Here is a 25,080-nt window from a genome sequence, read left to right as displayed (position 1 = left end):
ATGGCCGAGCCCCTTCCGCCCACCCGGCCCCGTTTTCCCGGCTCCGGCCTGGCCAAAGGTCTGGCTGTCACCCTCCGCACGATGACGAAGAGGACCGTCACCGAGCAGTACCCGGACGTTCAGCCGGACCTCCCGCCCCGCACCCGCGGTGTGATCGGCCTGTTCGAGGAGAACTGCACGGTCTGCATGCTCTGCGCCCGTGAGTGCCCCGACTGGTGCATCTACATCGACTCCCACAAGGAGACGGTCCCGGCGGCGACCCCCGGCGGCCGCGAGCGCAGCCGCAACGTCCTCGACCGCTTCGCCATCGACTTCTCCCTGTGCATGTACTGCGGTATCTGTATTGAGGTCTGTCCTTTCGACGCGTTGTTCTGGTCACCTGAGTTCGAGTACGCCGAGACCGACATCCGTGACCTCACCCACGAGCGGGACAAGCTCCGCGAGTGGATGTGGACCGTCCCGGCCCCACCGGCCCTCGACCCCGGCGCGGAGGAACCGAAGGAAATCGCCGCCGCCCACAAGACCGCCGAGAAACTGGCGGCGGCGCAGGCGACTCAGGCGACTCAGGCTGGGCAGGTCGGACAGGTCGCGGCGGCCGGCCAGGCGGAGCAGGTCACGCCGGCTGGGCAGGACGCGTCGAGTGAGCCGACCCGTCCTTTGCCGCCCACCCCGGCGGAGCAGCCCGCGCCGCCCACAGCACCTGCTCCGGCGGACGTCCCCACGCCGCCCACTCCGGCAGACCCGTCCACCCCTGCAGACCCGTCCACCTCGGCGGAGCCGCCCACCCCGGCGGAGCCGCCCGCCAAACCCGAGCCGCCCAAGTCCTCCGACGCCGAGGGAGGCACATCGTGACCCTCGCCGCAGCCGCCACCGCCGCGACGCACGCCCTGAACGTGCCTGCCACCGCCGCGCACCCCACGCTGACCACGACCGCCGCCGAAACCCACGGCTTCCTTTCCCCGACCGGCGTCGAGGTCGCGTTCCTCCTCGTCGGCCTGGTCACCTTCGGCGCCGCGCTTGTCAGCGTCACCACCCGACAGCTGGTGCACGCCGCCCTGTGGCTGGTGGTGACCCTCGGTGGTCTGGCCGTCGAATACCTCCTGCTCACCGCCGAGTTCATCGCCTGGGTGCAGGTCCTCATCTATGTCGGTTCCGTCGTCGTCCTCCTTCTGTTCGGTCTGATGCTCACCAAGGCCCCCATCGGCCGCTCCCCGGACGCCGACTCCGGCAACCGCTGGGCCGCCCTCACCGTGGCCGTCGCCGCCGCGGCCGCCCTGGTCTGGGTCGTCGTCGACGCTTTCCGCGCGACCTGGATCGATCTGGACGGCCCGGCCGCCGGCACCACCGCCGTCACCGGAGCGAGCCTGTTCCAGAACTGGGTGCTCCCCTTCGAGGCCCTCTCCGTCCTTCTCCTCGCGGCCCTGGTCGGCGCGATCGTCCTGTCCCGCAAGGCGAAGGCGGAGTCGAGTTCTCCCCCTGTGAACTCCCGGTCGATCACGCGGAGTTCCCCATCTGTCCCGGATTCCCGGAATAACCCGATCGGGGGAAATATCCCGGAATCGGGAACCAGCCCGGCGGAGCGAACCAGGCCGGTACAGGGAACCGGCCCGGCTGAGGGAACCAGCCCGGTACGGAAAACCGGCCCGGCTGAGGGAACCAGCCCGGTACGGAAAACCGGCCCGGCTGAGGGAACCAGCCCTGCCAAGCAGGAAGGCACCCGCTGATGCACCTCGCCTATCCCGCAGTTCTCGCCGCTCTTCTCTTCTGCACCGGCGTGTACGGCGTCCTGGCCCGCCGCAACGCGATCCTCGTCCTGATGTCCGTCGAGTTGATGCTCAACGCCGTCAACCTGAACCTCGTCGCCTTCGACGTCTGGCTCAGCAGGACCGCCCGGGACACCCTGCACTCCGGACAGGCCCTGACCCTGTTCACCATCGCCATCGCCGCCGCCGAGATCGGCATCGGCCTGGCGATCGTCCTCGCCGTCTACCGCAACCGCGGCACCTCGGACATCGACCGGCTCCGCGACACCGCCGAGGGGCATGAGCCCGACGGGCCGGAATCCGATGGGCCGGAATCCGATGGGCCGGCTCCCGGGGGTTCCGACTCCGACGGCTGGGACTCCGACGGCGCCGACAGTGACGCCCGCACGACCGGTCGGGCCGGTCGGGCCGGTCGGGCCGGGAAGGCTGAGGCCACCGCGTGACCACGACCACCCTCGCCGTCCTCGTCCCCCTCCTGCCGTTCCTGGGTGCGGCGGCCGGCCTGCTCCTGGGCCGAACGGCCCCCGGGTTCGTTCGCCCGCTCGCGATCCTGCCGCCCCTCGCCTCCCTCGTGCTCGCCGTGCTGGTCGCCGTGCGCCAGGGCGGTGACCGGGCCGTCGACGCCGCCACGGAGCTCACGCCCACCGGCTCGGTCCCGATCGGACTCGCCCTGCACATCGACGGCTTCGCCGCCCTCGTCGCCGTACTGGTCACCGTCGTCGCGTTTTGCGTGCAGATCTACTCGACCGGCTACCTGCGCGACGACCCGCGCTACCCCTCCTACGCCGCCCTCGTCTCCCTCTTCACCTCCGCGATGCTGCTCGTCGTCTACTCCGGCGACCTGATCGTGCTGCTGGTCGGCTGGGAGATCATGGGCATCTGCTCGTACTTCCTGGTCGGCCACTACTGGGAGACCCCGGAGGCCCGCGCCGCCTCCATCAAGGCCTTCCTGGTGACCAAGCTCGGTGACGTCCCCTTTCTCATCGGCCTGTTCGCCCTCGCCACCGACGCCGGCTCCTTCCGGATCACAAAGGTCCTCGGCACGGTCGCGAGCGGCGGCCTCGACCACCCGACCCTGATCGCCCTGCTGCTCCTGGCCGGCGTCGCGGGCAAGTCGGCGCAGTTCCCGCTGCACACCTGGCTCCCCGACGCCATGGCCGGCCCGACCCCCGTCTCCGCGCTGATCCACGCCGCGACGATGGTCGCCGCCGGTGTCTACTTCGTGGCCCGTCTCCTCCCGGTGTTCGAGGCCTCGCAGGCCGCGATGGTCGTCCTCGCCGTGATGGCCTCCGTCACGATGGTCGGCTCGGGTCTCGCCGCGCTCGCCCAGGACGACATCAAGCGCGTCCTCGCCTACTCGACGATCGGTCAACTCGGCTATATGACCGGCGCCCTGGCCGTCGGTGACCGCGGTGCCGCCGTCTTCCACCTCCTGTCCCACGGCGCCTTCAAGGCGCTGCTGTTCCTCGCGGCCGGCGTGATCATCCACGCCGCCGGCACCAACTCGCTGGCCGCCATGTCCCGCATGGGCAACCTGCGCGACCGCGTCCCGGACGCCTTCTGGACGATGACCGTGGCGCTTCTCGCGCTCGCCGCGATCCCGCCCTTCAGTGGCTTCTTCTCCAAGGAGTCCGTCCTCGGTGCCGCCGAACACGTCGCCACCGGCCACACCGAGCACGCCCCCGGCGCGGCGGGCTGGACCGTCCTTGTCGCCGGCCTGCTCACGGCCCTGCTCACCGCGGCGTACGCCACCCGTCTGTGGCTGCTCGCCTTCCGCGGACACGGCGCCGAAGCCCCCGACCACGGCCGCCAGCCCCGCACCATGACCGTGGTGCTGTGGGTGCTCGCCGTCCCGTCCCTCGCCCTTGGCGGACTCGCCTACCGATCGCTGCCCGGCTGGTTCGACGGCCGCGACCTCACCCCGACCCTCACCACCTCCGTGCTCGGCACGGGCGTGGCCCTGGTCGGCGGCATCGTCACCTACGGCGCGTGGCGGCACACCACCTCACTCGCCGCCCGCGTCCCGCTCGGCGCGGTCGCCGCCCACCCCGAAGGCGACGCCGGACTCGTCGAGGCCGAGGCGATCGCCAGCCACGCACCCGCGTACGGTGACGTGGCCTCAGCGCCCGACCCCGCGGACCCCGGACGGATGCTGCTCGGCCCGCTGCACCGGCACGCGGCCGTCGGCTTCCACCTCGACGCCGTGTACGCGGCCCTCTTCGTCCGCCCGGTCCTGGCGGGCGCGAGTCTCGTCCGGTTCCTCGACCGCGAGGTCGTCGAGACCTACGTACGTGGTGCGGGTGCCCTGCCCCGCCTGCTCGGGTCCGCCGTACGGCGTGCCCAGACCGGCAATACGCAGACCTATGTGAGCGCGCTGCTCGCCGGCACCGTCGTCCTGGCGGTCGCCGCCCTCCTCGTCGCCACGGGAGCGTGAGCACACGTGATCGATATCAACGAGTCCGTGATGCAGTTCCTTCTGGCGTTCGTCGTCGTCGCGCCGCTCCTCGGCGCGGTCGCCGCTCTCCTGCCCGCCCCGCCCGGGCTGAAGGGGAAGTCGCCCGAACAGGCCGTGCTGCGGCACGGCATGACCGTCACCGGCGCGGTACTCATCGCCGCGATCGTCCTCGCACTCGGCTTCGACCACGACCACCCGTCGAAGATGCAGGCCACGACGGACATCAGCTGGATCCCCGCACTCGACGTGCGGATCCACCTCGGCATCGACGGCATCTCCCTCCCCCTTCTGGTCCTGACCGCGCTGCTGACCTTCCTCTGCGCGCTCTACTCCTACTTCAAGATGCCTGCGGGCCCGACCCCGAAGGCCTTCGTCGCGCTGGTGCTCGTCCTGGAGTCCGGCACCCTCGCGAGCTTCGCCGTCCTCGATCTGCTGCTGTTCTTCCTCGCGTTCGAGATGGTCCTCGTCCCGATGTACTTCCTCATCGCCCGCTGGGGCGGCGAGGGCAGGACCCGGGCCGCCTGGCGGTTCATCCTCTACACACTGCTCGGTTCGGTCGTCATGCTGCTAGGCCTGCTCCTGATCGGGATCAAGGCGGGCACATTCGACATGGTGGCACTCGCCACTGACAACGGCCGGTCGCTGAGCACATCCGTGCAGGTCATCGCCGTTTTGACGATCGGGATCGGGCTCGCGGTCAAGACGCCGATGTGGCCGCTGCACAGCTGGCTGCCCGACGCCCACACCGCGGCGCCGACCGTCGGTTCGGTCCTGCTGGCCGGCGTCATGCTCAAGATGGGTACGTACGGTTTCGTCCGGATTCTGCTGCCGATCGCCCCCGACGGCTTCCGCACCTTCGCCCCCTACCTCGCCGCCTTCGCCGTGGTCGGGATCATCTACGGCTCCCTGGCCTGCCTGGCCCTCGCCAGACAGGGCGCGAAGGGCGACCTCAAACGCCTCATCGCCTACTCCTCAGTCGGCCACATGGGCTTCGTCCTGCTCGGCATCTCGACGATGACCCCGACCGGCGTGAACGGCGCCCTGTTCGCCAACATCGCCCACGGCCTCATCACCGGCCTCCTCTTCTTCCTGGTCGGCGCCTTGAAGGACCGCACTGGCAGCACCGACCTCGACACCCTCGCCAAGGAGACCGGCGCCGCGCTGTACGGCAAGGCCCCGCGCCTCGGCGGCCTGCTCGCCTTCGGCGCGGTCGCCTCGCTCGGCCTGCCCGGACTGGCCGGGTTCTGGGGCGAGATGCTGGCACTGTTCGGCGCGTTCAAGCCCGCCGACGACCTCAGCCGCCCGGCGTTCCTCACCTTCATGGCGATCGCGGCCTTCGGCACGCTCCTCACCGCCGCCTACATGCTCATCGTGGTCCGCCGCGTCTGCATGGGCGCCGTACCGCAGGAGGCACCGCAACTCGCCGACGTGCAGTCCTACGAGTTCGCCGCCTGGACCCCGCTCGTCGCCCTCACCGTCGTCACCGGGCTGTGGCCCAAGGCCCTCCTCGGCCTCACCGACCCGGCCGTGCAGCAGCTCCTCGCAGGAGGCACCCGATGAGCAGCCCGGTCCAGCCGCTGGCCGCGAACCTCGTCCAGTCCGTCGACTGGCTCGCCATCGCGCCGCCCACCCTCGCGGCGATCGTCGGACTCGTCGTCCTTGTCGCCGACCTGTTCGTCGGCGAACAGAAGAAGGCGCTCCTCGGCTGGCTCTCGGTGGCGGGTCTCGCCGCCTCCGCACTCCTCCTGCTGCCGCTCCTGGACGGCGACCGCTCCACCTTCTGTCTGAACGGCGACGCCGACGTCTGCAGCTACACCGCGGACCGCTTCACCCTGGTCATCCAGTTCCTGGTCCTCGGCGGCGCCCTCCTCGCCGCTCTCCTGTCGGTCACCGCCCTCAAGGACGCCGACAAGGGACTCCCCGAAGGGGAGTACTGGTTCCTGCTGCTGTCCTCCGCCGCAGGCGCCGCCCTCCTGCCCGCCTCCCGCGACCTCGCGACCCTGATCGTCGCCCTGGAGGTCGCCTCTCTGCCCGCCTTCGCTCTCGTGGGCCTGCGGCAGGGCGACCGGAAGTCCTCCGAGGCCGCCCTCAAGTTCTTCCTGTCGTCGGTCACCGCGACCGCCGTCAGCCTCATGGGCATCAGCTTCGTGTACGCCTCCACGGGCAGCCTCTACCTCACCCAGGTCGCCGACCGCATCCAGCACGTCGACGGACAGCTCCACACCCTCGCCCAGACCGGCGTCGTCCTCACCCTCGTCGGCTTCGCCTTCAAGGTCGCTGCCGTCCCCTTCCACTTCTGGGTGCCCGACACCTACGTGGGAGCGCCCCTGCCGATCGCCGCCTACCTCTCGGTCGTCGGCAAGGCGGTCGGCTTCTCCGGCCTGATCCTCGTCACTGTCGTCGCCTTCCCCTCGTACGCCGATGTCTGGGGCCCCGCGCTGGCTGCCCTGGCCGCGCTCACCATGACCGTCGGCAATGTCGGCGCCCTGCGCCAACAAGCCACGCGCGCGTACAGCGCGGTACGCCTGCTCGCCTGGTCGTCGGTCGGCCAGGCCGGCTACCTCCTCGTACCGATCGCGGCGGCCGCCTACTCCGACGACGCCGAGCACTCGATCGGCTCCACGGTCGCCTACGCCCTCATGTACGCAGCCGTGAACCTCGGCGCCTTCGCGGTGGCCGCACTGGTGGGGCGTACACGCACCCTCAACCGCATCACGGACTACCGCGGCCTGTACGCCAAGAACCCCCTCGCCGCCCTGCTCCTGGCCTTCTTCCTGCTCTGTCTGGCCGGACTGCCGCCGGGCATCATCGGTCTCTTCGCGAAGGTCACCGTGTTCGCGGCGGCCGTGGACGCGGGCCTCGGCTGGCTGGCCGTGGTCATGGCCGTCAACGTGGTGATCGCGCTCTTCTACTACCTCCAGTGGACGGCCCTGCTCTTCCGCGCCCCCGAGGGCGAGCCCGTCAAGCACCGTCTGCCCGCCCCGCTCACGGCGGCCATCACCCTCACCGGCGCCCTCGCCGTCGCCCTGTCCGGCGCTCCACAACTGGTCCTGCGCTTCGCCGACACGGCACTCTTCTAGAACCGGCACCCCGCTCTTCCGGGGCAGAAGCAGGCAGCAGAGGCCGCCATCACCCGGACGGTCCATGCCCCGCGCCGCGCGCACAAGGGAACTAGAGGCCCTCGCCTGGCGTTGACCAGTGAGGGAGGGTCCACTGGACGTGACACCACGGCACCGGTGGCATCGGAGACAACACGCAGGATCAGCAAGCAAAGGGTTCCCCTGCTGCGCGATTTGGAGGGCGTACCGTGCACCGCCGGCACAACGGGCTAAGGACCGCAGTACTCCTCGGGGGACTGTCCGCCCTCATCATCGTCATCGGCAGCTTCTTCGGCCGCATGGGGCTCGTCGTAGCGGTCGTGGTGGCACTGGGCACGAACGCGTACGCGTACTGGAACAGCGACAAGCTGGCGCTACGCGCGATGCGCGCCCGCCCGGTCAGCGAGTTCGAGGCCCCCGCCCTCTACCGCATGGTCCGTGAGCTCTCCACCCAGGCCCGCCAGCCCATGCCCCGCCTCTACATCTCGCCGACGGAAGCACCCAACGCCTTCGCGACCGGCCGCAATCCGCGCAACGCCGCCGTGTGCTGCACGGACGGCATCCTGCGCCTCCTCGACGAGCGCGAGTTGCGTGGCGTCATCGGCCACGAACTGAGCCACGTCTACAACCGCGACATCCTCATCTCGTCGGTGGCCGGCGCCCTCGCCTCCGTGATCATGTTCCTGGTCAACTTCGCCTGGCTGATCCCGATCGGCCGCTCGAACGACGACGACGGCCCCGGCATCCTCGGCATGCTGATGATCATGATCCTGGGACCGCTCGCGGCCACCGTCATCCAACTGGCCATCAGCCGGTCCCGGGAGTACGAGGCCGACGCGTCCGGAGCTCAGCTCACCGGCGACCCCCTCGCGCTCGCCAGCGCCCTTCGCAAACTCGAAGCCGGTACCAAGCAGCTGCCGTTGCCCCCCGAGCCCCGGATCGAGACCGCGAGCCACATGATGATCGCGAACCCCTTCCGCCCGGGCCAGGGACTCTCCAAGATGTTCTCGACACATCCGCCGATGGCGGAGCGCATCGCCCGTCTCGAGAAGATGGCAGGTCGACCCCAGTGAAAACCATCCTGAACGTCATTTGGCTCGTCCTGAGCGGCTTCTGGCTCTTCCTCGGATACCTGCTCGCGGGCGTCCTCCTCTGCGTCACGATCATCGGGATCCCATTCGGCATCGCGGCCTTCCGCATCGGCATCTACGCCCTGTGGCCCTTCGGGTACACGACGGTCGAGCGCCGCGACGCCGGGGCGCCGTCCTGCATCGGCAACGTGCTCTGGCTGATCCTCGCGGGATGGTGGCTGGCTCTGGCGCACATCGTCACCGGCATCGTCCTGTGCATCACGATCATCGGCATCCCGTTCGGTATCGCCAACTTCAAGCTCATCCCGGTCTCACTGCTGCCGCTCGGCCGCGAGATCGTGCCGACGGACCAGCCCTTCGCGGCACGCTAGGCACGCAGAACACACGGCCCGGGCAGAGGGTGGACGATCGGTCGCCCCGTCGCCCGGGCCGAGGCGTTTTCCACAACCCGGCAGTTGTCCACAGGCCGGTTCGATTGTCAGTGCCGCCTTGCATCATGAACCCATGACCGAGAACGAGCAGTTGCTGGCACGGGTGGCCGCCAAGGCGCGCAACACCCATCCGTGGGGCTGGACTTCCCTCCCTGAGCCCGTCGACGCCGCCACCCTGGCCCGCGCCGAGGCCACGCTCGGTTTCTCCCTGCCGCCCCTGCTCGCCGACCTCTACCTGCGGATAGGGGACGGCGGATTCGGCCCGGAATACGGCCTGTTGCCCCTGCTCGACAGCCCGCCCGCCGGCGAGCCCGCCGCCGTCGTGCAGTACCTCGCCAACCGCAAGGACGGCCGCAAGGACCCGGAGTGGCCCTGGCCCGAGGGCGTCCTGCCGATATCCCACTGGGGCTGCGCGATGTACGCCTGCGTGGACTGCCACACCCCACAGGCCACCGTCCTCCTCTACGAGCCGAACGCCGCCGAGGCCGACCACGCCTGGTTCATCGACGCCCCCGACCTCACGGACTGGCTGCGCGCCTGGGTCGACGGAACCGGCTGGTACGAGGAGATGAACGAGGAGCTGGAGATGGCTCCTTGGGCCGACTTCCGCATACGCACGACGGCCGAGCGGGCATCCTGACAGGCAGGTTTCCGGACCTCGCCGGACCTCACCCCGACCACTATCGGGACGCCAATCGCCGCCGCACGCCGTACGCCAGCACTCCCACGACGAGCACACCCGCGCCCACGATCACCGACGTCACCGGCAGAGAGAAGGCCAGGACCACGCACCCGACAAGTCCCAGCGCCGGTAGCGCACGGGCCGCCGGAGCCGAATCGAGCGTCCAGGCCGAGGCGTTGGCCACGGCGTAGTAGGCCAGCACACCGAAGGAGGAGAACCCGATCGCACCTCGCATGTCCACTGTGGCGGCCAGGACGGCGACCACCGCGCCCACGGCCAGCTCGGCCCGGTGCGGGACTTGAAAGCGCGGGTGCACGGCCGCCAGAGCGCTCGGCAGATGCCGGTCCCGGGCCATGGCCAGCGTTGTCCGTGAGACGCCCAGGATCAGGGCGAGCAACGATCCCAGTGCGGCCACCGCGGCACCCACCCGCACCACGGGCACCAGCCCCGGTACACCGGCGGCCCGCACCGCGTCGGACAGCGGAGCGCTCGCCCGACCGAGATCGCCGGCTCCCAGCACGGAAAGGACGGCCACCGCGACACACACGTAGACCGCCAGCGCGATGCCCAGGGCGAGCGGGATCGCGCGTGGGATGGTGCGCGCCGGATCCCGTACCTCCTCACCGAGGGTCGCGATGCGCGCGTACCCGGCGAACGCGAAGAACAGCAACCCGCCCGCCTGCAGCACCCCGCCCACACCACCCGAGACGCCGACGTCCAGGCGCCCGGCGTCGGACGCGCCGGACCCCAGGCACACGACCACCACGGAAGCGAGGACAGCGAGGACCACCGCCACGATCGCCCGCGTCAGCCAGGCGGACTTCTGGACGCCGCCGTAGTTCACCGCGGTCAGCGCCACCACGGCCGCGACCGCCACGGCATGCGCCTGTCCCGGCCAGACGTACGCCCCGACCGTGATCGCCATCGCCGCACAGGAGGCCGTCTTCCCGACCACGAACGACCAGCCCGCGAGATAGCCCCAGAAGGCCCCGAGCCGCTCGCGTCCGTACACGTACGTGCCGCCCGAGGCCGGATAGCGGGCGGCCAGCCGAGCCGACGACGTGGCGTTGCAGTACGCGACGACGGCGGCGACCGCGAGGCCGAGCAGCAGGCCGGACCCGGCAGCGCGTGCCGCGGGTGTGAGGGCGGCGAAGATGCCGGCCCCGAGCATCGAACCGAGCCCGATGACCACGGCGTCCCCGACCCCCAGAGTGCGCCGAAGCTCGGTCGGATCAGAACTGGGTGGACTCGAACCGGACGGATCCGAACCAGGCGATGTCATGGCCGAAACCTTACTGATCAGTTGCAACCGAGAAGCACCGTAAAGACGTCCCATCCCTCAACAGAGCATGAGCATCAAGCACGAGCAGACGCGCCCGAAATCACAGTGCCCGGACAGTGCGGGCACAGCGCGGAAGGGCAGGTTCACGGCATGACCATCATCAGCTGGATCATTCTGGGGCTGTTGGCCGGAGCCATCGCCAAGTTCCTGCTGCCGGGCCGCGACCCGGGCGGTTTCATCGGCACGACGCTGATCGGGATCGCGGGCGCGTTCATCGGTGGCTGGATATCGGCCCGTTGGCTGGACCACCCGATCTCCAAGGACTTCTACGACGGCGCGACCTGGGCCGCGGCGATCGGAGGCTCGCTGGTCCTCCTGATCGCCTTCCGCCTGGTGTTCGGCAACTCGCGCGACTGAGCGGCTGAGCACACCGCACACCCCTGGACTGCGGCCAGCAGGCGAGAAGGGTGGGCACAGTCTGTGCCCACCCTTCCTCGTGCAACGGCCGAGCAGCCGGCAGCCATCTACCGGTAGTTCACGAACTGCACGGCGAAGTCGAAGTCCTTGCCCTTGAGCAGGGCGATCACGGTCTGCAGGTCGTCACGGCTCTTGGAACTGACGCGCAGTTCCTCGCCCTGCACCTGGGCCTTGATGCCCTTGGGGCCCTCGTCGCGAATGATCTTCGCCACCTTCTTCGCGTTGTCCTGGGAGATGCCCTCCTCGATCGACGCGAAGATCTTGTACTCCTTGCCCGAGAGCTGCGGCTCACCGGCGTCCAGGGACTTCAGCGAGATCCCACGCTTGATCAGCTTGGACTGGAAGACGTCGAGGATGGCCTTGACCCGGTCCTCGGAGTTCGCCTCCATCAGGATCTTGTCGCCGGACCACGAGATCGAGGCACCCACACCCTTGAAGTCGTAGCGCTGCGAGATCTCCTTGGCGGTCTGGTTGAGGGCGTTGTCGACCTCCTGCCGCTCGACCTTCGAGACGATGTCGAAACTGGAGTCGGCCATGTCCTGTGGCTCCTTGTATCGGGGTGCTTGTCGGGTGCGTGTCGGCGGGCGCGGGGGTGGCCGCCGAGCCGGGCGTCGACCCGGTCCGCATCCGCACAAGCCTAGCCACCCCATGTCCCCCGAGCGCAGATCAATCGGGTGGCGAAGCACCCCTCCGTATCGGGTATTGTTTACGTCGTTGCCAGCGAGCACCGCCGAAAAGCGGTTCGAACGGCAGCAACCCCCGGCGGTGTGCCCGAGCGGCCAAAGGGAGCAGACTGTAAATCTGCCGGCTCAGCCTTCCCAGGTTCGAATCCTGGCGCCGCCACACGGGAAAAAGACCCCCTCCATACTGCGGAAACGCAGAGGGAGGGGGTCTTTGCGTGCTCGGTCGGATTCCTCATGCTCCGCCCCACGAGACTCCACCCCACCCCACCCCACCCCGGCCGCGCGCACCCGCAACCCACCACCCCTCAGGGCACACTGACAGCATGTCCACTCCCCGTAGACGCTGTCCCGAATGCCGGCGTGAGATTGCTGTGGTCGCCGGACGGTTTGCGCGGCATGACCCGCCCGGGGCGCGGGAGGCGGGGGAGTTGGTGTCGTGTCCGGGCTCGCGTCGGCAGACGCAGCTGGGTGCCGCGCAGCCGTCTTTGGACGGGTACGCGGTGCCCGATTTTCCCGGCCAGCTCCCGCTGTTCTAGCTGATCCAGCGGGCCGCCGTGGGGCTCAGTTCCCCGCGACCGACTTGACCGCCACCGACACCGGCGTCGAGCCGCTGACCAGTTCCAGGACCAGCCCGGCCGTCGCGACGCTGTCCACCAACTCGGCCAGTACGGCGGCCACGTCGTCGCGCGGGACGGAACCGCGGCCCGTCTTGGCCTCCAGGCGGACGAGACCGGTGCCGGCGTCGTTCGTGAGGGCCCCGGGGCGCAGGATCGTCGAGTCCAGCGCGCTCAGGCCCTGCACGTACGCGTCCGCCGCGCCCTTCGCGCGCAGGTACACGTCGAAGATGTCGTCCCCTTGATGCGCGGGGTCGGCGCCCATCGACGAGACGACCACGTGCCGTCGTACGCCCGCCTTGACCGCCGCGTCCGCGAACAGGACCGCCGCGCCCTTGTCCACCGTGTCCTTGCGGGCGGCGTCACTGCCCGGGCCCGCGCCCGCCGCGAAGACCGCCGCGTCGGCTCCCCGCAGTTTCTCCGCGACCTCTTCGACCGATGCCGACTCCAAGTCCAGGAGCACCGGTTCGGCGCCGGCCTCCCTCAGGTCGTCGCCCTGTTCGGGGTGGCGGATGATCCCCGCGACCTCGTCTCCGCGCGCGGCGAGCAGGCGCTCCAGCCGCAACGCGATCTGACCATGACCACCAGCGATGACAATGCGCATGTCTTCGACCGTACGCCCGGACAGCCGCATCCGCCGCACGACTTGAGCCACGCATCAGGGGCGGGGGAGAGGGAGAGGGCAGGGGCGTACGCGGGAGTGCGTGCGGGTGGCTCGTGCGGCTGAGGCGTCCACCACCCGCTCGTGCGCCCCGTCACGACCCCGGTTGCGAGACGCCCGGTCAGGACACCTCGCCCCGCCCCTGTCGGGGCAACCCCAGTTCCGCTGCCGCCGCCGAGTTGCAGTACTCCCGTACCGCGCTGGTGCGTGCCACCACGCGCCCCCGGTGTACGACGATGCGGCTGTACGCGAGGGAGAGGGCGCCGGCGAGGCGGTCGCCGCGGACTGCGAGGAGTTCGGCGGGGAAACCGGCCTCGACGCGGACCTCGGGCAGGCCGAGGGCGGTGCGGGCGGAGGAGCTCACGGCGTCGTAGGCGTCCTCGGGGCGCAGGCCGTAGCGGGAGGCGAGGAGGTAGGCCGCCTCCAGGGGATCCCCGCGGCCCACCGGGTTCGACAGATCGCGCAGGGCGCCGCTGCCCGCGGCGACGCGTACGCCGGCCGAGCGCAGCAGCCGTACCGGAGCCGTGTCGCGGCGGTCGACGGCGGCGCAGCCGCCCTGCGGCAGGCACACCACGGTCACGCCGGCCGTGGCGAGCCCGTCGGCGATGCGCGGGGCCGCGTCGGCGGGCAGGCGGTCCAGGCCACCGCACGGGCCGAGGGTCACGCCGGTGCGCAGTCCGCCGGACATCGCGGCGAGGCGGGCCAGGCGCGCCGGATCGGCGGCGTCGGTGTGCAGGTCGACCGGGCAGCCGTGCTCGGAGGCGACCTCGAGGACCGCTTCCACGTACCCCGTCGGGTCGGGGTCCAGGTCGGGACAGCCACCCACCACGGACGCGCCCATCTTCAGCGCGTCCCGGAGCATCGCGAGCCCGTCCGCGCCGGCCACCCCGGTCAGCAGGCGCGGCATGGCGACCGCCGTCAGTTCCGTCAGGCCACGCAGTGAACGCCGTGCCTGCAGCACCGCAGCCAGCGCGCCGAGCCCCTGGACGTCACCCACGCGCACGTGCGCCCGTACCGCGGTCGCCCCGTGGCCGAGTTGCAGCAGCGCCGCCTCGGTCGCCCGGCGTTGGACGTCCTCGGGGGCGGAGGAGGCGGGGCCCTCGCCGTCAGCGGACAGAGCGGTGTCGCCGTGCGTGTGCGGCTCGGCCGGGGCCGGGAGCAGCAGATAGCCGGTGAGGTCCACGCGCGCGCCGCAGCCGCGAGCGGCGTCCGTCGCCAGGCTGCCGGCCGTACCGACCGCCTCGATACGCCCGCCGCCAAGCCGTACGTCCACCGTCCGGCCGTCGGTCAGCCGCGCCCCGCACAGCAGCAGGGAGGCCGAATCGCCCTGTCCGGGTGCGCCCGAAGGGCCCGAGGAACCGGAGGAGGAAGACGACGAAGACGACGAGTGGGGCGGCTGCGGCTGGCTGTCGGGCATCGCGCTCCAGGGGCTCGGGGCTGCGCGGACTCGGGCATCGCGTGCCGGTGAGCACCCGCACTGCGTACCGGTGCTCAACCGGGAGGCAAGATCACGCAGAGTGAGTCGAGCCTAGGGCGGTGATCCGCCCGTGTCGGGGAGGAGCGCAATAGTCGTACCGGTGTGGTCCGACGGTCCCGAGGGGCTCCGGAGGCCGCTGAGGGAGCGGCTGGATGGCCCTGTATGGGGGCCACGAAACGGATTTGGGTGAACGGCTGCCGAGCGTGTAATGTCTTCATCGCTCGCCCCAATAGCTCAGTCGGTAGAGCGTCTCCATGGTAAGGAGAAGGTCTACGGTTCGATTCCGTATTGGGGCTCTGGTGTGGGAGGTTCCCGTCACGTGGCGGGAACCGATCGCATCACAGCGGTGTAGCTCAGTCGGTAGAGCAAGCGGCTCATAATCGCTGTGTCACCGGTTCAAGTCCGGTCACCGCTACTGACAGTAGCCGATTGCGGGGTCGGTCCTTCGATCGGCTACTCTTCTATGCGTTAATCGTCCCATTCGTTCGTCAAGGAGCACTCCTGTGGCTGCCACCGACGTCCGCCCGAAGATCACGCTGGCCTGCGTGGAGTGCAAGGAGCGGAACTACATCACCAAGAAGAACCGGCGTAACAACCCGGACCGACTGGAGATGAAGAAGCACTGCCCGCGTTGCAACGCGCACACCGCGCACCGCGAAACGCGATAAATCAGGCTCGTACACGAGGCCGCCCCCGCAGTTCGGGGGGCGGCCTCGTGTCGTTATCGGCCCCGGTTACCGACCGGTTCAGACAACAGGAGGTGCCGAGCCATGGCGCTCGACCAGTCCTTCGTGGGGCGGACCTATCCGCCCACCGACCCGTACGAGGTGGGCCGGGAGAAGATCCGTGAGTTCGCGGTCGCGGTGGGGGACACCAACCCGGCGTACACGGACCCGGAAGCCGCCAAGGCGCTCGGTCACCCCGATGTGATCGCCCCGCCGACCTTCGTGTTCGCGATCACCTTCAAGGCCGCGGGACAGGTCATCGAGGACCCGCAGCTGGGCCTGGACTACAGCCGGGTCGTGCACGGCGACCAGAAGTTCGTCTACGTCCGCCCCGTGCGGGCCGGCGACCGGCTCACCGTCACCTCGACCATCGAGGCCATCAAGTCCATGGCCGGCAACGACATCCTGGACATCCGCGGCGAGGTCCACGACGAGGCGGGCGAGCACGTCGTGACCGCCCTGACCAAGCTGGTCTCCCGCGCGGCAGAGGGGGCGTGAGGAACCGATGACGGCGAAGATCGCTTACGACGACGTCGAGGTCGGCACCGAGCTGCCCGCCCAGAGCTTTCCCGTGACCCGTGCCACGCTCGTCCAGTACGCGGGCGCGTCCGGGGACTTCAACCCGATCCACTGGAACGAGAAGTTCGCCAAGGAGGTCGGGCTGCCGGACGTGATCGCGCACGGCATGTTCACCATGGCCGAGGCGATCCGCGTGGTCACCGACTGGACCGGCGACCCGGGCGCGGTCGTCGAGTACGGCGTCCGCTTCACCAAGCCCGTCGTCGTCCCGAACGACGACCAGGGCGCGGTCATCGAGGTCAGCGGCAAGGTCGCCGCCAAGCTCGACGACAACACGGTCCGCGTGGACCTCACGGCGACCAGCGCCGGCCAGAAGGTGCTGGGCATGTCCCGGGCGGTCGTACGACTGGGCTGAGGCACGCACGCGTGGCGCGGTGTAAGGGGCGTACTCCGTAGAGAGCGCCCCTTACAAGCACCTCGGCCCACCGCCGGCACTTCACACCAGCCCCTCGGCCCACGGCCGGCACCGCACACCAGCCCCTTTCGCACCCTCCGCTCGCATCCCGCACCCGCCCTTGACTTAGTTAGTGATTGAGTACTAACTTCTTCGTATGGTCAGGATGAGCGCAGAAGAGAGGCGCGAGAGCGTCATCCGCGCGGCGACCGAGGAGTTCGCCCGCGGTGGGTACTACGGCACGTCGACCGAGGCGATCGCCAAGCGCGTCGGTGTCTCGCAGCCGTATCTCTTCCGGCTCTTCCCGGGCAAGAAGGCGATCTTCCTCGCCGCGGCGCAGCGGTGTGTGGACGACACGATCCGCACGTTCGAGGAGGCCGCCGAGGGGCTGCAGGGCGAAGAGGCCCTGCAGGCCATGGGGGAGACGTACCGCAAGGTCATCGCGGAGCAGCCGGAGCGGTTGCTGATGCAGATGCAGACGTATGTCGCCGTGGCCGCCGCCGAACAGGCCGGGGATCTCGAATTGGGCGAGGAGATGCGCGCGGGCTGGTCCCGGTTGTGGGACACGCTGCGGCTGTCGTTCGGCGCGGACGTCGACGAGACGACGTCGTTCCTGGCGCACGGAATGCTCATCAACTGCCTGGTGGCCATGGGCTTTTCACCCGAACACCGGGTCTGGGAAGGCTTCGGGTCGGATTCGCGGCTCAAGGGCCATCCATGCGATCAGGTCATCCGGAACGAATAGAACGAATAGTCCGGACAACCGCGGGAGGGCGCCGCAACCGCCTTTCCGTGCCCGCAAAAGTTAGTAATCAATAACTAATCAAGCGTCAACCAGTAGACCCACCTAAGCGACTGATCACTCTCTGGGGGAGCGATGTCAGAGCAGACAGCACGTCGCGGGGGAACCGTCTGGGCCCTCGTCATCACCAGCGTCGCCGGATTCATGGCGGCCCTCGACAACCTCGTGGTCACCACCGCCCTGCCCTCCATCCGCAAGGATCTCGGCGGCGCGCTGGGGGACCTCGAATGGACCGTGAGCGCCTATACGCTCACCTTCGCCGTGCTCCTGATGTTCGGCGCGGCACTTGGCGACCGGTTCGGCCGCCGCCGGATGTTCCTCGTCGGCATCAGCGTCTTCACCGTCTCGTCGGCCGCGGCGGCCATGGCCACCGGCATCGACAGCCTCATCGCGGCCCGCGCGGTCCAGGGCGTGGGCGCGGCGATCATGATGCCGCTGACCCTGACGCTCCTGACGGCGGCCGTGCCACCCGCCAAGCGTGGAATGGCGTTCGGCATCTGGGGCGCGGTCAACGGCCTCGCAGTGGCATCCGGTCCCCTCATCGGCGGCAGCCTCACCGAGCACATCTCCTGGCACTGGATCTTCTGGCTGAACGTTCCGCTCGGCATCGCGCTGCTGCCCCTGGCCCGCCTTCGCCTCTCCGAGTCCTTCGGCACGGGTGCGCCGCTCGACGTACCCGGCACGGTGCTCGCCAGCGGCGGCCTCTTCGGGATCGTCTACGGGCTGGTCCGCGGCCCCTCCGACGGCTGGAACAGCCCTCTGGTCCTGACCGGCCTGTTCGCCGGGTCGGCGCTGCTCGTCGGGTTCGTCCTCTACAGCATCCGCGCCAAGAACCCCATGCTCCCGATGCGGCTGTTCCGCTCGCGTGCCTTCGCCGGCATCAACGCGGCGAGTCTGCTGATGTTCCTCGGGATGTTCGGGTCGATCTTCCTGCTCAGCCAGTACATGCAGGGCGTGCTCGGCTACTCGCCCACCGAGGCGGGTCTGCGGATGCTGCCCTGGACCGGTATGCCGATGCTGGTCGCGCCCGTCGCCGGCATCCTCTCCGACCGGATCGGCGGCCGCCCTGTGGTCGCCACGGGCCTCTTCCTCCAGGCCGTCGGCCTCGGCTGGATGGCGTCCGTGGTCACGCCCGATGTCTCCTACGCGGTCCAGTTGCCGGGCCTGATCATCAGCGGCATCGGGATGGCCCTGTACTTCGCCCCGGCAGCCAACCTGGTCATGTCCAGCGTCCTGCCCAAGGAACAGGGGATCGCGTCCGGGGCGAACAACGCGCTGCGTGAGGTGGGCGGCGCGCTCGGCATCGCCATCATGGCGTCGATCTTCGCGTCTCAAGGGGGCTACGAGTCCGGGCAGAGGTTCGTGGACGGCCTGCAGCCGGCGCTCGTGACCGGGGCGGGCGTTGTGGCTCTCGCCGGTGTCGCTGCGCTGCTCATCCCGACGAGGCGCTCCGAGAAGGCGGGGGAGTCTTCGCGCACGGAGGAGCAGGCTCCGGCTCTGGAGTCGATCGCCGGCTGACTGTCTGCTCCGCAACGGAACGGCTCTGCCAGGACAGGCGGGGCCGTTTCGTCGTGCACGCGTGCTGGGGCTGAGGCGGGGGTGGGTCGCGCGGCCCGGCGCTGACGGGGTGCCGCCTGCGCCCACCCGTGCCGCCCCAGCGGCACGACTGCCCGCAGGCTAGGGGGGTGGGAGGGCACCGTCGTGCGCGTGGCGCATGCAGGAACGGGGGCGGGGCGGGAGTGGGGGCGTGCCGACTGCCTGCGGCTTGGGCGGGGAGTGGGGACGTGCTGACTGCCTGCGGCTTGGGCGGGGGAGCGGGGATGTACTGGCTGCCCGCAGGTTGGGGGAGGGGCGTTGTGCGTCGGGCGTACGACCGTGCGGAGGCCCCGGGCGGACGGCGACGTGCTGACGGCCCGCAAGTTGAGGGAGACGGATATGGCTGGGGACCTACCGACGACCCGCACCCGCTCTCCATGCGAAGGGGACGGGGCGGGGGGTGTCCGCCCGCAGTGGCCGGCGTCAACCTACGGCACACGTCGGCCGACAGAACCGCCGGTCCGAGGACGGACACCCCCCGCCCCGGCCCCGACCCACGGAGCACGGCTGGGCGCTACGTGCACCCCCACCCGTCCCGCGCAGGCGCCGCAGGCATTCGCCCCCGGCCCCGCCCGAACCTGTCAGTGGCGTCTCGTACTCTTGGGCGCGTGCAGGTACTTCACGATGCTCCCCTCGGCCCGTTGACCACCTTTCGGCTCGGTGGGCCCGCTGATCGGCTGGTCACCGCGACGAACGACGCCGAGGTGATCGACGCTGTCCGGGAAGCCGATGACGCGGGGACGCCGTTGTTGGTGATCGGTGGGGGGTCGAATCTGGTGGTCGGTGACACGGGGTTCGCCGGGACCGCGCTTGTCGTCGCCACCAAGGGATTCGTACTCGACGGCACCCGGCTGGAGCTCGCCGCCGGTGAGGTGTGGAGCGACGCCGTCGCCCGGACCGTCGAGGCCGGGCTCGCCGGGATCGAGTGTCTGGCCGGTATCCCGGGGTCGGCCGGCGCGACGCCGATTCAGAACGTGGGGGCGTACGGGCAGGAGGTGTCGTCCACGATCACCGAGGTGGTCGCGTACGACCGGCACGCGCGCGAGACGGTCACCCTCGCCAGCGCCGACTGCGCCTTCTCCTACCGCCACAGCCGCTTCAAGGCAGACCCCGAGCGCTACGTCGTCCTGCGCGTCCGCTTCGACCTGGAGGACGCGGACGGTCTCTCCGCGCCGATCAAGTACGCCGAGACGGCCCGCGCACTGGGCGTCGAGCCCGGCGACCGAGTCCCGCTGGCCGCCGCCCGCGAGACCGTCCTCAAGCTGCGCGCGGGCAAGGGCATGGTCCTGGACCCCGAGGACCACGACACCTGGTCGGCAGGTTCCTTCTTCACGAACCCGATCCTCACGGACACGGAGTTCGCCGCCTTCCACGCACGCGTGCGTGAGCACCTCGGCGACGCCGCCGAACCGCCCGCCTTCCCGGCAGGGGACGGGCACACCAAGACCTCCGCCGCCTGGCTGATCGACAAGGCGGGCTTCACCAAGGGCTACGGCACCGGCCCGGCCCGCATCTCCACGAAGCACACCCTCGCCCTCACCAACCGCGGCGACGCCACCACCGAGGACCTGCTCACCCTCGCGCGCGAGGTCGTCGCCGGCGTCCGGGAGACCTTCGGCATCACACTGGTCAACGAACCGGTGACGGTCGGCGTGACCCTCTAGTAGGCCGCTCCCGCCCCTTCTAATACGCCACCCCCACCCCCTGCTTCACCACCCCCGGATCACCGGCCATCGCCAACATCGCGTGCGCCACATCCGCCCGCCCGATGAACCGCCCCTTCGCCGGAAAACCGCCGACCACCGTCCGGTACACCCCCGTGACCGGCTTGTTCTGCAGCCGCGGCGGCCGCACGACCGTCCAGTCCGTGGCGCTCCGCGCCAACTCGGCCTCCATCGCGCCCAGATCGGCGTAGACGTCCTTCAGAAGTGCCGTGACGATCCGCCGTGCCGTGCGGTCGACGGGACCCTCCGCCGCGGGCGCCGGACCGACCGGACCCGCGCTCACCACGACGATCCGCCGTACGCCCTCCGACTCCATCGCGCCCAGCACCGTACGCGTGAGCCGGGCCGTGACCCCCGCCTCCTTGCGGGTGCGCGCGCCCAGCCCGGACAGGACCGCGTCCCGGCTGGCCACGGCGGCCCGCACCGCTTCCGGATCGGTCAGATCCGCGCGAAACACCTCAAGCCGCTCACCGGTCACCGCAAGCCGCGCTGGATCCCGTACCACGGCGGTGACCCCGTGCCCCGAGTCCAAGGCCTGCCGGACGATTTCCTGGCCGATGCCTCCCGTGGCACCGAAGACGGTGAGGTGCATGGCTCCTCCTGTGCTCGTGTGGTGGGTGAGTATTCACTCACTCCGGCCTCTCCCTAGAATGGGTAAGCACTCACTCACCCGTCAAGCCCGATTGGCCGTGCCATGGAGAAGAAGCCCGCCCGCGTCCGTCTCCTCGACGCCGCTCACGAACTGATGCTCACCGTCGGGCTGGCTCGTACCACCACCAAGGAGATCGCCAAGGCGGCTGACTGCTCCGAGGCCGCGCTCTACAAGTACTTCGACAGCAAGGAAGACCTGTTCATCCGTGTCCTCACGGAGCGGCTGCCGCAGTTGACGCCCCTGCTGAACAGCCTGGCCGCCGAGCCCGGGCGGGGCACACTGACGGTGAACCTCACCGAGATCGCCCGCCAGGCCGCCCTGTTCTACGAGCAGAGCTTCCCGATCGCCGCCTCCCTGTACGCGGAGACCCAGCTCAAGCGCCGGCACGACGACGCGATGAGGGACATCGGTGCGGGTCCGCACCGGCCCATCGAGGGCCTCGACGCCTACCTGCGTGCCGAACAGGCCGTCGGCCGCGTCCGCCCCGACGCCGACACCTTCGCCGCCGCGTCCCTGCTCCTCGGCGCGTGCGCCCAGCGCGCGTTCGCGTACGAGGCGACCGCGCAGGGCGTACGGCCGCCGGTCGACGAGTTCGCCGCACGGCTGGCCCGCACCCTGCTCGCCGGAATCGGCGGCTGACCCCTGCCCAGGCGTGCCCCTACGCGCGCGTGCCGCTACACGCCCTGCGCCAGCCAGTCGTCGACCCCCGCCAACAGCTTCGCCTTCACGTCCTCAGGCGCCGCCGAACCGCGCAGTGACTGCCGTGCCAGCTCCGCCAACTCCTCGTCCGTGAAAGCGTGATATCGACGGGCGATCTCGTACTGCGCGGCCAGCCGCGAGCCGAAGAGCAGCGGGTCGTCGGCGCCGAGCGCCATCGGGACCCCTGCTTCGTACAGCGTGCGCAGCGGGACGTCCTCGGGCTTCTCGTAGACGCCCAGGGCGACGTTCGAGGCGGGGCAGACCTCGCAGGTGATGCCTCGCTCGGCGAGGCGCTTGAGGAGTCGTGGGTCCTCCGCCGCGCGCACGCCGTGTCCGAGCCGGTCGGCGTGCAGGTCGTCGAGGCAGTCCCGCACCGACGCCGGCCCCGTCAGCTCACCACCGTGCGGAGCGGACAGCAGCCCGCCCTCCCGCGCGATGTGGAAGGCCCGGTCGAAGTCCCGCGCCATGCCCCGGCGTTCGTCGTTCGAGAGGCCGAAGCCGACCACGCCACGGTCGGCGTACCGCACCGCCAGCCGGGCCAACGTCCGCGCGTCCAGCGGGTGCTTCATCCGGTTCGCGGCGACCAGCACGCGCATCCCGAGACCCGTCTCGCGGGAGGTCGTCTCGACCGCGTCCAGGATGATCTCCAGCGCCGGGATCAGCCCGCCAAGACGTGGTGCGTACGACGTCGGGTCGACCTGGATCTCCAGCCACCCCGAGCCGTCCCTGACGTCCTCCTCGGCGGCCTCGCGCACCAGCCGGCGGATGTCGTCGGGCTCCCGCAGGCACGACCGCGCCGCGTCGTACAGGCGCTGGAAGCGGAACCAGCCCCGCTCGTCGGTCGCCCGCAGTCTCGGCGGTTCCCCGCTGGTCAGCGCCTCGGTGAGGGCGTCGGGCAGGCGGACGCCGTACTTGTCGGCCAGTTCCAGCACGGTCGCCGGCCGCATCGACCCGGTGAAGTGCAGATGCAGATGGGCCTTCGGCAGCTCAGAGACATCACGTACACGCTCCATTGGAGGATCCTGCCGTACGCCGGCGCCGTCCCGATACCGGATTCCCCGTACGTGGTCTTGCTCGCACGCAGAAACGGGCCGCCTCCCCTCGGGAAGACGGCCCGTCACGCGCGCGTGGAGCGCGAAAACGTCAGTCCAGCGTCAGTCCTGAGCCTCGGCCAGCAGCTTCTGGATCCGGCTGACGCCCTCGACGAGATCCTCGTCACCCAGGGCGTACGACAGCCGCAGATACCCGGGGGTGCCGAAGGCCTCGCCCGGGACGACCGCGACCTCCACCTCCTCGAGGATGAGCGCGGCCAGCTCGACCGAGTCCTGCGGGCGCTTGCCGCGGATGTCCTTGCCGAGCAGTGCCTTGACCGACGGGTACACGTAGAAGGCGCCCTCGGGCTCCGGGCAGACCACGCCGTCGATCTCGTTCAGCATCCGCACGATGGTCTTGCGGCGGCGGTCGAAGGCCTCCTTCATCTTCTCCACGGCGGAGAGATCGCCGGAGACGGCGGCCAGAGCGGCGACCTGGGCCACGTTGGAGACGTTCGACGTGGCGTGCGACTGGAGGTTCGTCGCCGCCTTGACGACGTCCTTGGGGCCGATGACCCACCCGACCCGCCAGCCGGTCATCGCGTACGTCTTCGCGACGCCGTTGACCACGATCGTCTTGTCGGCCAGCTCCGGCACGACCACCGGGAGCGAGTGGAACTCGGCGTCGCCGTACACCAAGTGCTCGTAGATCTCGTCCGTCAGGACCCACAGGCCATGCTCGGCGGCCCAGCGGCCGATCTCCTCGATCTGCGCGCGCGTGTAGACGGCGCCGGTCGGGTTCGAGGGGGAGACGAAGAGGAGGACCTTCGTGTTCTCGGTGCGCGCCGCCTCCAACTGCTCGACCGAGACCCGGTAGCCGGTCGTCTCGTCCGCGACGACGTCCACCGGGACACCGCCGGCCAGCCGGATCGACTCCGGGTACGTCGTCCAGTACGGCGCCGGGACGATGACCTCGTCACCCGGGTCGAGGATCGCGGCGAAGGCCTCGTAGATGGCCTGCTTGCCGCCGTTGGTCACCAGGATCTGGGACGCCTCGACCTCGTAGCCGGAGTCGCGCAGCGTCTTCGCGGCGATCGCGGCCTTCAGCTCGGGCAGTCCGCCGGCCGGCGTGTAGCGGTGGTACTTCGGGTTCTTGCAGGCCTCGACGGCCGCCTCGACGATGTAGTCCGGGGTCGGGAAGTCGGGCTCGCCGGCGCCGAAGCCGATCACCGGACGCCCGGCGGCCTTGAGGGCCTTGGCCTTGGCGTCGACGGCGAGGGTGGCGGATTCGGAGATCGCGCCGACTCGGGCGGAGACCCGGCGCTCGGTGGGAGGGGTTGCAGGGCTCATGGGGCCATCGTTTCAGACCGGAAACGCCACCGGCACGCGGGTTTCACAGACTGAACATGTAGCGGTCGACCACTGAACACCCGTCCGGAATCATGCGGTGGCCTGGTGATCTTCCGTCGGTTTTCCGACGATCTTCCTCCGCCAAGGCCCCTACGGGCGCTTTCTGTTCGACGGGGCGCCCCGGACCACGTACACTCTCACCTCGTTGGCCATCAACTGCCGCGCCGTGGAAGGTGCACACCGAGCACTCGGTCGGATGCGGTACGTTGGGGGACGCGCAAAGGGTCGTAGCTCAATTGGTAGAGCACCGGTCTCCAAAACCGGCGGTTGGGGGTTCAAGTCCCTCCGGCCCTGCTACACACACCTTCGCCAGGATGTGTGTGCATGTACGTACAGTAGTGCACAGCCGTGCGGCTCAGACCGGGCGCGGCACGGCCACGACCCGGGAACAGGTGAGGACGAATGGCGGACGCCGTGGGCTCCATCGACACGCCTGGTGCCCAGGACGAGGCGCAGGAGACGAAGAAGTCCCGAAAGGGCGGTAAGCGGGCCAAGAAGGGTCCGTTCAAGAGGCTTGCCCTCTTCTACCGTCAGGTCATCGCGGAGCTGCGCAAGGTCGTCTGGCCCACGCGAAACCAGCTGACGACGTACACGACAGTGGTCATTGTCTTCGTCGTCATCATGATCGGCCTGGTGACCGTGATTGACTATGGGCTCAGCCACGCCGCCAAGTACGTCTTCGGCTGAGTCGAGTGCGAAGGGCGCCGAGGTAACCGGCGCCCCTTTCGCATGTTCCACCCCCATGTATCCAGGA

At 70.0% G+C, this 25,080-nt stretch carries 26 protein-coding genes and 4 tRNA genes; 23 read left to right on the top strand and 7 right to left on the bottom strand.

All coding sequences use genetic code 11. The features are described from left to right. The 9 genes from ACIQI8_RS22865 (at position 1) to ACIQI8_RS22825 (ending at position 9,478) form a co-directional block, all read left to right on the top strand. Positions 1 to 852, top strand: coding sequence for a 4Fe-4S binding protein (locus ACIQI8_RS22865; protein WP_402353425.1), 852 nt, complete (start codon positions 1 to 3; stop codon positions 850 to 852). A 35-nt stretch (positions 853 to 887) separates the two neighbouring features. After that, positions 888 to 1,724 (top strand): NADH-quinone oxidoreductase subunit J, encoded by an 837-nt coding sequence (locus ACIQI8_RS22860; protein ID WP_402354121.1) that lies wholly within the window; start codon positions 888 to 890, stop codon positions 1,722 to 1,724. Continuing rightward, positions 1,724 to 2,206 carry an NADH-quinone oxidoreductase subunit NuoK gene (gene nuoK, locus ACIQI8_RS22855; RefSeq protein WP_402353422.1) on the top strand — a complete coding sequence of 161 codons (483 nt, stop codon included), beginning with the start codon at positions 1,724 to 1,726 and terminating at the stop codon, positions 2,204 to 2,206. Before ACIQI8_RS22860 ends, nuoK begins: the two co-directional genes overlap by 1 nt. Further along, positions 2,203 to 4,197 (top strand): NADH-quinone oxidoreductase subunit L, encoded by a 1,995-nt coding sequence (locus ACIQI8_RS22850; RefSeq protein ID WP_402353419.1) that lies wholly within the window; start codon positions 2,203 to 2,205, stop codon positions 4,195 to 4,197. The genes nuoK and ACIQI8_RS22850 overlap by 4 nt, the downstream gene beginning before the upstream one ends. Positions 4,198 to 4,203: 6 nt before the next feature. Then, entirely contained in the window at positions 4,204 to 5,778 is a 1,575-nt protein-coding gene (locus ACIQI8_RS22845) for an NADH-quinone oxidoreductase subunit M (RefSeq protein WP_402353416.1), read from the top strand. Then, positions 5,775 to 7,298: an NADH-quinone oxidoreductase subunit N gene (locus ACIQI8_RS22840; RefSeq protein ID WP_402353413.1), complete on the top strand. Its 1,524-nt coding sequence runs from the start codon at positions 5,775 to 5,777 to the stop codon at positions 7,296 to 7,298. Before ACIQI8_RS22845 ends, ACIQI8_RS22840 begins: the two co-directional genes overlap by 4 nt. Before the next feature lie 227 nt (positions 7,299 to 7,525). Continuing rightward, positions 7,526 to 8,389 carry a zinc metalloprotease HtpX gene (gene htpX, locus ACIQI8_RS22835; protein ID WP_402353410.1) on the top strand — a complete coding sequence of 288 codons (864 nt, stop codon included), beginning with the start codon at positions 7,526 to 7,528 and terminating at the stop codon, positions 8,387 to 8,389. Then, complete coding sequence (locus ACIQI8_RS22830) at positions 8,386 to 8,778, top strand: YccF domain-containing protein (protein WP_402353407.1); 393 nt, start codon at positions 8,386 to 8,388, stop codon at positions 8,776 to 8,778. The genes htpX and ACIQI8_RS22830 overlap by 4 nt, the downstream gene beginning before the upstream one ends. Before the next feature lie 133 nt (positions 8,779 to 8,911). Then, the gene (locus tag ACIQI8_RS22825) at positions 8,912 to 9,478 is read left to right on the top strand and encodes an SMI1/KNR4 family protein (RefSeq protein ID WP_402353404.1); all 567 of its coding nucleotides are present in this window, start codon (positions 8,912 to 8,914) and stop codon (positions 9,476 to 9,478) included. Between the two features lie 40 nt (positions 9,479 to 9,518). Here the strand turns inward: ACIQI8_RS22825 and ACIQI8_RS22820 are convergent, their stop codons facing one another. Next, positions 9,519 to 10,802, bottom strand: coding sequence for an APC family permease (locus ACIQI8_RS22820; protein WP_402353401.1), 1,284 nt, complete (start codon positions 10,800 to 10,802; stop codon positions 9,519 to 9,521). A gap of 150 nt (positions 10,803 to 10,952) precedes the next feature. Between ACIQI8_RS22820 and ACIQI8_RS22815 the strand changes: the two genes are divergently transcribed. Further along, positions 10,953 to 11,219: a GlsB/YeaQ/YmgE family stress response membrane protein gene (locus ACIQI8_RS22815; RefSeq protein ID WP_402353398.1), complete on the top strand. Its 267-nt coding sequence runs from the start codon at positions 10,953 to 10,955 to the stop codon at positions 11,217 to 11,219. A 107-nt stretch (positions 11,220 to 11,326) separates the two neighbouring features. On the opposite strand, the gene ACIQI8_RS22810 is transcribed toward ACIQI8_RS22815, so the two are convergent. Further along, positions 11,327 to 11,815, bottom strand: coding sequence for a YajQ family cyclic di-GMP-binding protein (locus tag ACIQI8_RS22810; RefSeq protein ID WP_402353395.1), 489 nt, complete (start codon positions 11,813 to 11,815; stop codon positions 11,327 to 11,329). A gap of 225 nt (positions 11,816 to 12,040) precedes the next feature. Between ACIQI8_RS22810 and ACIQI8_RS22805 the strand changes: the two genes are divergently transcribed. Then, positions 12,041 to 12,122: transfer RNA gene (locus tag ACIQI8_RS22805), tRNA-Tyr, on the top strand. A gap of 163 nt (positions 12,123 to 12,285) precedes the next feature. Next, complete coding sequence (locus tag ACIQI8_RS22800; RefSeq protein ID WP_402353392.1) at positions 12,286 to 12,498, top strand: hypothetical protein; 213 nt, start codon at positions 12,286 to 12,288, stop codon at positions 12,496 to 12,498. Between the two features lie 25 nt (positions 12,499 to 12,523). On the opposite strand, the gene ACIQI8_RS22795 is transcribed toward ACIQI8_RS22800, so the two are convergent. Beyond that, positions 12,524 to 13,180 (bottom strand): NAD(P)H-binding protein, encoded by a 657-nt coding sequence (locus ACIQI8_RS22795; protein WP_402353389.1) that lies wholly within the window; start codon positions 13,178 to 13,180, stop codon positions 12,524 to 12,526. A gap of 178 nt (positions 13,181 to 13,358) precedes the next feature. Then, positions 13,359 to 14,654, bottom strand: a complete 1,296-nt coding sequence (locus ACIQI8_RS22790; protein ID WP_402353386.1) for an amidohydrolase family protein — start codon at positions 14,652 to 14,654, stop codon at positions 13,359 to 13,361. Positions 14,655 to 14,937: 283 nt separating this feature from the next. Between ACIQI8_RS22790 and ACIQI8_RS22785 the strand changes: the two genes are divergently transcribed. From ACIQI8_RS22785 to ACIQI8_RS22750, 8 genes are all read left to right on the top strand, one after another. Continuing rightward, positions 14,938 to 15,010 (top strand) — tRNA-Thr (locus tag ACIQI8_RS22785). A 46-nt stretch (positions 15,011 to 15,056) separates the two neighbouring features. Beyond that, positions 15,057 to 15,129 (top strand) — tRNA-Met (locus ACIQI8_RS22780). An 88-nt stretch (positions 15,130 to 15,217) separates the two neighbouring features. Next, on the top strand, positions 15,218 to 15,382 hold the full coding sequence (gene rpmG / locus ACIQI8_RS22775; protein ID WP_003948671.1) for a 50S ribosomal protein L33: 165 nt from the start codon (positions 15,218 to 15,220) through the stop codon (positions 15,380 to 15,382). 102 nt (positions 15,383 to 15,484) lie between these two features. Beyond that, positions 15,485 to 15,937, top strand: a complete 453-nt coding sequence (locus ACIQI8_RS22770; RefSeq protein ID WP_402353383.1) for a MaoC family dehydratase N-terminal domain-containing protein — start codon at positions 15,485 to 15,487, stop codon at positions 15,935 to 15,937. Positions 15,938 to 15,944: 7 nt separating this feature from the next. After that, positions 15,945 to 16,373: a MaoC family dehydratase gene (locus ACIQI8_RS22765; protein WP_402353380.1), complete on the top strand. Its 429-nt coding sequence runs from the start codon at positions 15,945 to 15,947 to the stop codon at positions 16,371 to 16,373. A gap of 196 nt (positions 16,374 to 16,569) precedes the next feature. Next, the gene (locus tag ACIQI8_RS22760) at positions 16,570 to 17,157 is read left to right on the top strand and encodes a TetR/AcrR family transcriptional regulator (protein ID WP_402353377.1); all 588 of its coding nucleotides are present in this window, start codon (positions 16,570 to 16,572) and stop codon (positions 17,155 to 17,157) included. Positions 17,158 to 17,289: 132 nt separating this feature from the next. After that, positions 17,290 to 18,732 carry an MFS transporter gene (locus ACIQI8_RS22755; protein ID WP_402353374.1) on the top strand — a complete coding sequence of 481 codons (1,443 nt, stop codon included), beginning with the start codon at positions 17,290 to 17,292 and terminating at the stop codon, positions 18,730 to 18,732. 686 nt (positions 18,733 to 19,418) lie between these two features. Continuing rightward, positions 19,419 to 20,474 carry a UDP-N-acetylmuramate dehydrogenase gene (locus tag ACIQI8_RS22750; protein ID WP_402353371.1) on the top strand — a complete coding sequence of 352 codons (1,056 nt, stop codon included), beginning with the start codon at positions 19,419 to 19,421 and terminating at the stop codon, positions 20,472 to 20,474. Positions 20,475 to 20,493: 19 nt separating this feature from the next. Here the strand turns inward: ACIQI8_RS22750 and ACIQI8_RS22745 are convergent, their stop codons facing one another. Then, positions 20,494 to 21,126: an NAD(P)-dependent oxidoreductase gene (locus tag ACIQI8_RS22745; protein WP_402353368.1), complete on the bottom strand. Its 633-nt coding sequence runs from the start codon at positions 21,124 to 21,126 to the stop codon at positions 20,494 to 20,496. A gap of 102 nt (positions 21,127 to 21,228) precedes the next feature. Between ACIQI8_RS22745 and ACIQI8_RS22740 the strand changes: the two genes are divergently transcribed. After that, a complete protein-coding gene (locus tag ACIQI8_RS22740) occupies positions 21,229 to 21,825 on the top strand; it encodes a TetR/AcrR family transcriptional regulator (protein ID WP_402353365.1) in 597 nt (198 codons plus the stop codon). Between the two features lie 35 nt (positions 21,826 to 21,860). Here the strand turns inward: ACIQI8_RS22740 and ACIQI8_RS22735 are convergent, their stop codons facing one another. Continuing rightward, complete coding sequence (locus ACIQI8_RS22735; RefSeq protein WP_402353362.1) at positions 21,861 to 22,898, bottom strand: adenosine deaminase; 1,038 nt, start codon at positions 22,896 to 22,898, stop codon at positions 21,861 to 21,863. Positions 22,899 to 23,039: 141 nt separating this feature from the next. Continuing rightward, positions 23,040 to 24,266, bottom strand: coding sequence for a pyridoxal phosphate-dependent aminotransferase (locus tag ACIQI8_RS22730; protein WP_123998335.1), 1,227 nt, complete (start codon positions 24,264 to 24,266; stop codon positions 23,040 to 23,042). A gap of 281 nt (positions 24,267 to 24,547) precedes the next feature. On the opposite strand from ACIQI8_RS22730, the gene ACIQI8_RS22725 reads away from it, so the two are divergent. Beyond that, positions 24,548 to 24,620, top strand: a tRNA-Trp gene (locus tag ACIQI8_RS22725). A gap of 108 nt (positions 24,621 to 24,728) precedes the next feature. Further along, the gene (secE, locus tag ACIQI8_RS22720; protein WP_123998334.1) at positions 24,729 to 25,013 is read left to right on the top strand and encodes a preprotein translocase subunit SecE; all 285 of its coding nucleotides are present in this window, start codon (positions 24,729 to 24,731) and stop codon (positions 25,011 to 25,013) included. Positions 25,014 to 25,080: the final 67 nt, after the last annotated feature.

The organism is Streptomyces sp. NPDC092369 (assembly GCF_044755245.1).
Classification (GTDB): Bacteria; Actinomycetota; Actinomycetes; order Streptomycetales; family Streptomycetaceae; genus Streptomyces.
Note: the sequence above shows the minus strand (reverse complement) of the source record. Positions and strands in the feature narration are given on the sequence as shown.

Excerpts from the sequence above, each read along its gene's own strand:
- ACIQI8_RS22865 (WP_402353425.1), top strand. The coding sequence starts at position 1 with ATGGCCGAGCCCCTTCCGCCCACCCGGCCCCGTTTTCCCGGCTCCGGC.
- nuoK (WP_402353422.1), top strand. The coding sequence starts at position 1,724 with ATGCACCTCGCCTATCCCGCAGTTCTCGCCGCTCTTCTCTTCTGCACC.
- ACIQI8_RS22840 (WP_402353413.1), top strand. The coding sequence starts at position 5,775 with ATGAGCAGCCCGGTCCAGCCGCTGGCCGCGAACCTCGTCCAGTCCGTC.
- ACIQI8_RS22825 (WP_402353404.1), top strand. The coding sequence starts at position 8,912 with ATGACCGAGAACGAGCAGTTGCTGGCACGGGTGGCCGCCAAGGCGCGC.
- ACIQI8_RS22820 (WP_402353401.1), bottom strand. The coding sequence starts at position 10,802 with ATGACATCGCCTGGTTCGGATCCGTCCGGTTCGAGTCCACCCAGTTCT.
- ACIQI8_RS22815 (WP_402353398.1), top strand. The coding sequence starts at position 10,953 with ATGACCATCATCAGCTGGATCATTCTGGGGCTGTTGGCCGGAGCCATC.
- ACIQI8_RS22810 (WP_402353395.1), bottom strand. The coding sequence starts at position 11,815 with ATGGCCGACTCCAGTTTCGACATCGTCTCGAAGGTCGAGCGGCAGGAG.
- ACIQI8_RS22800 (WP_402353392.1), top strand. The coding sequence starts at position 12,286 with ATGTCCACTCCCCGTAGACGCTGTCCCGAATGCCGGCGTGAGATTGCT.
- ACIQI8_RS22795 (WP_402353389.1), bottom strand. The coding sequence starts at position 13,180 with ATGCGCATTGTCATCGCTGGTGGTCATGGTCAGATCGCGTTGCGGCTG.
- ACIQI8_RS22790 (WP_402353386.1), bottom strand. The coding sequence starts at position 14,654 with ATGCCCGACAGCCAGCCGCAGCCGCCCCACTCGTCGTCTTCGTCGTCT.
- ACIQI8_RS22770 (WP_402353383.1), top strand. The coding sequence starts at position 15,485 with ATGGCGCTCGACCAGTCCTTCGTGGGGCGGACCTATCCGCCCACCGAC.
- ACIQI8_RS22765 (WP_402353380.1), top strand. The coding sequence starts at position 15,945 with ATGACGGCGAAGATCGCTTACGACGACGTCGAGGTCGGCACCGAGCTG.
- ACIQI8_RS22760 (WP_402353377.1), top strand. The coding sequence starts at position 16,570 with ATGGTCAGGATGAGCGCAGAAGAGAGGCGCGAGAGCGTCATCCGCGCG.
- ACIQI8_RS22755 (WP_402353374.1), top strand. The coding sequence starts at position 17,290 with ATGTCAGAGCAGACAGCACGTCGCGGGGGAACCGTCTGGGCCCTCGTC.
- ACIQI8_RS22745 (WP_402353368.1), bottom strand. The coding sequence starts at position 21,126 with ATGCACCTCACCGTCTTCGGTGCCACGGGAGGCATCGGCCAGGAAATC.
- ACIQI8_RS22740 (WP_402353365.1), top strand. The coding sequence starts at position 21,229 with ATGGAGAAGAAGCCCGCCCGCGTCCGTCTCCTCGACGCCGCTCACGAA.
- ACIQI8_RS22735 (WP_402353362.1), bottom strand. The coding sequence starts at position 22,898 with ATGGAGCGTGTACGTGATGTCTCTGAGCTGCCGAAGGCCCATCTGCAT.
- ACIQI8_RS22730 (WP_123998335.1), bottom strand. The coding sequence starts at position 24,266 with ATGAGCCCTGCAACCCCTCCCACCGAGCGCCGGGTCTCCGCCCGAGTC.
- secE (WP_123998334.1), top strand. The coding sequence starts at position 24,729 with ATGGCGGACGCCGTGGGCTCCATCGACACGCCTGGTGCCCAGGACGAG.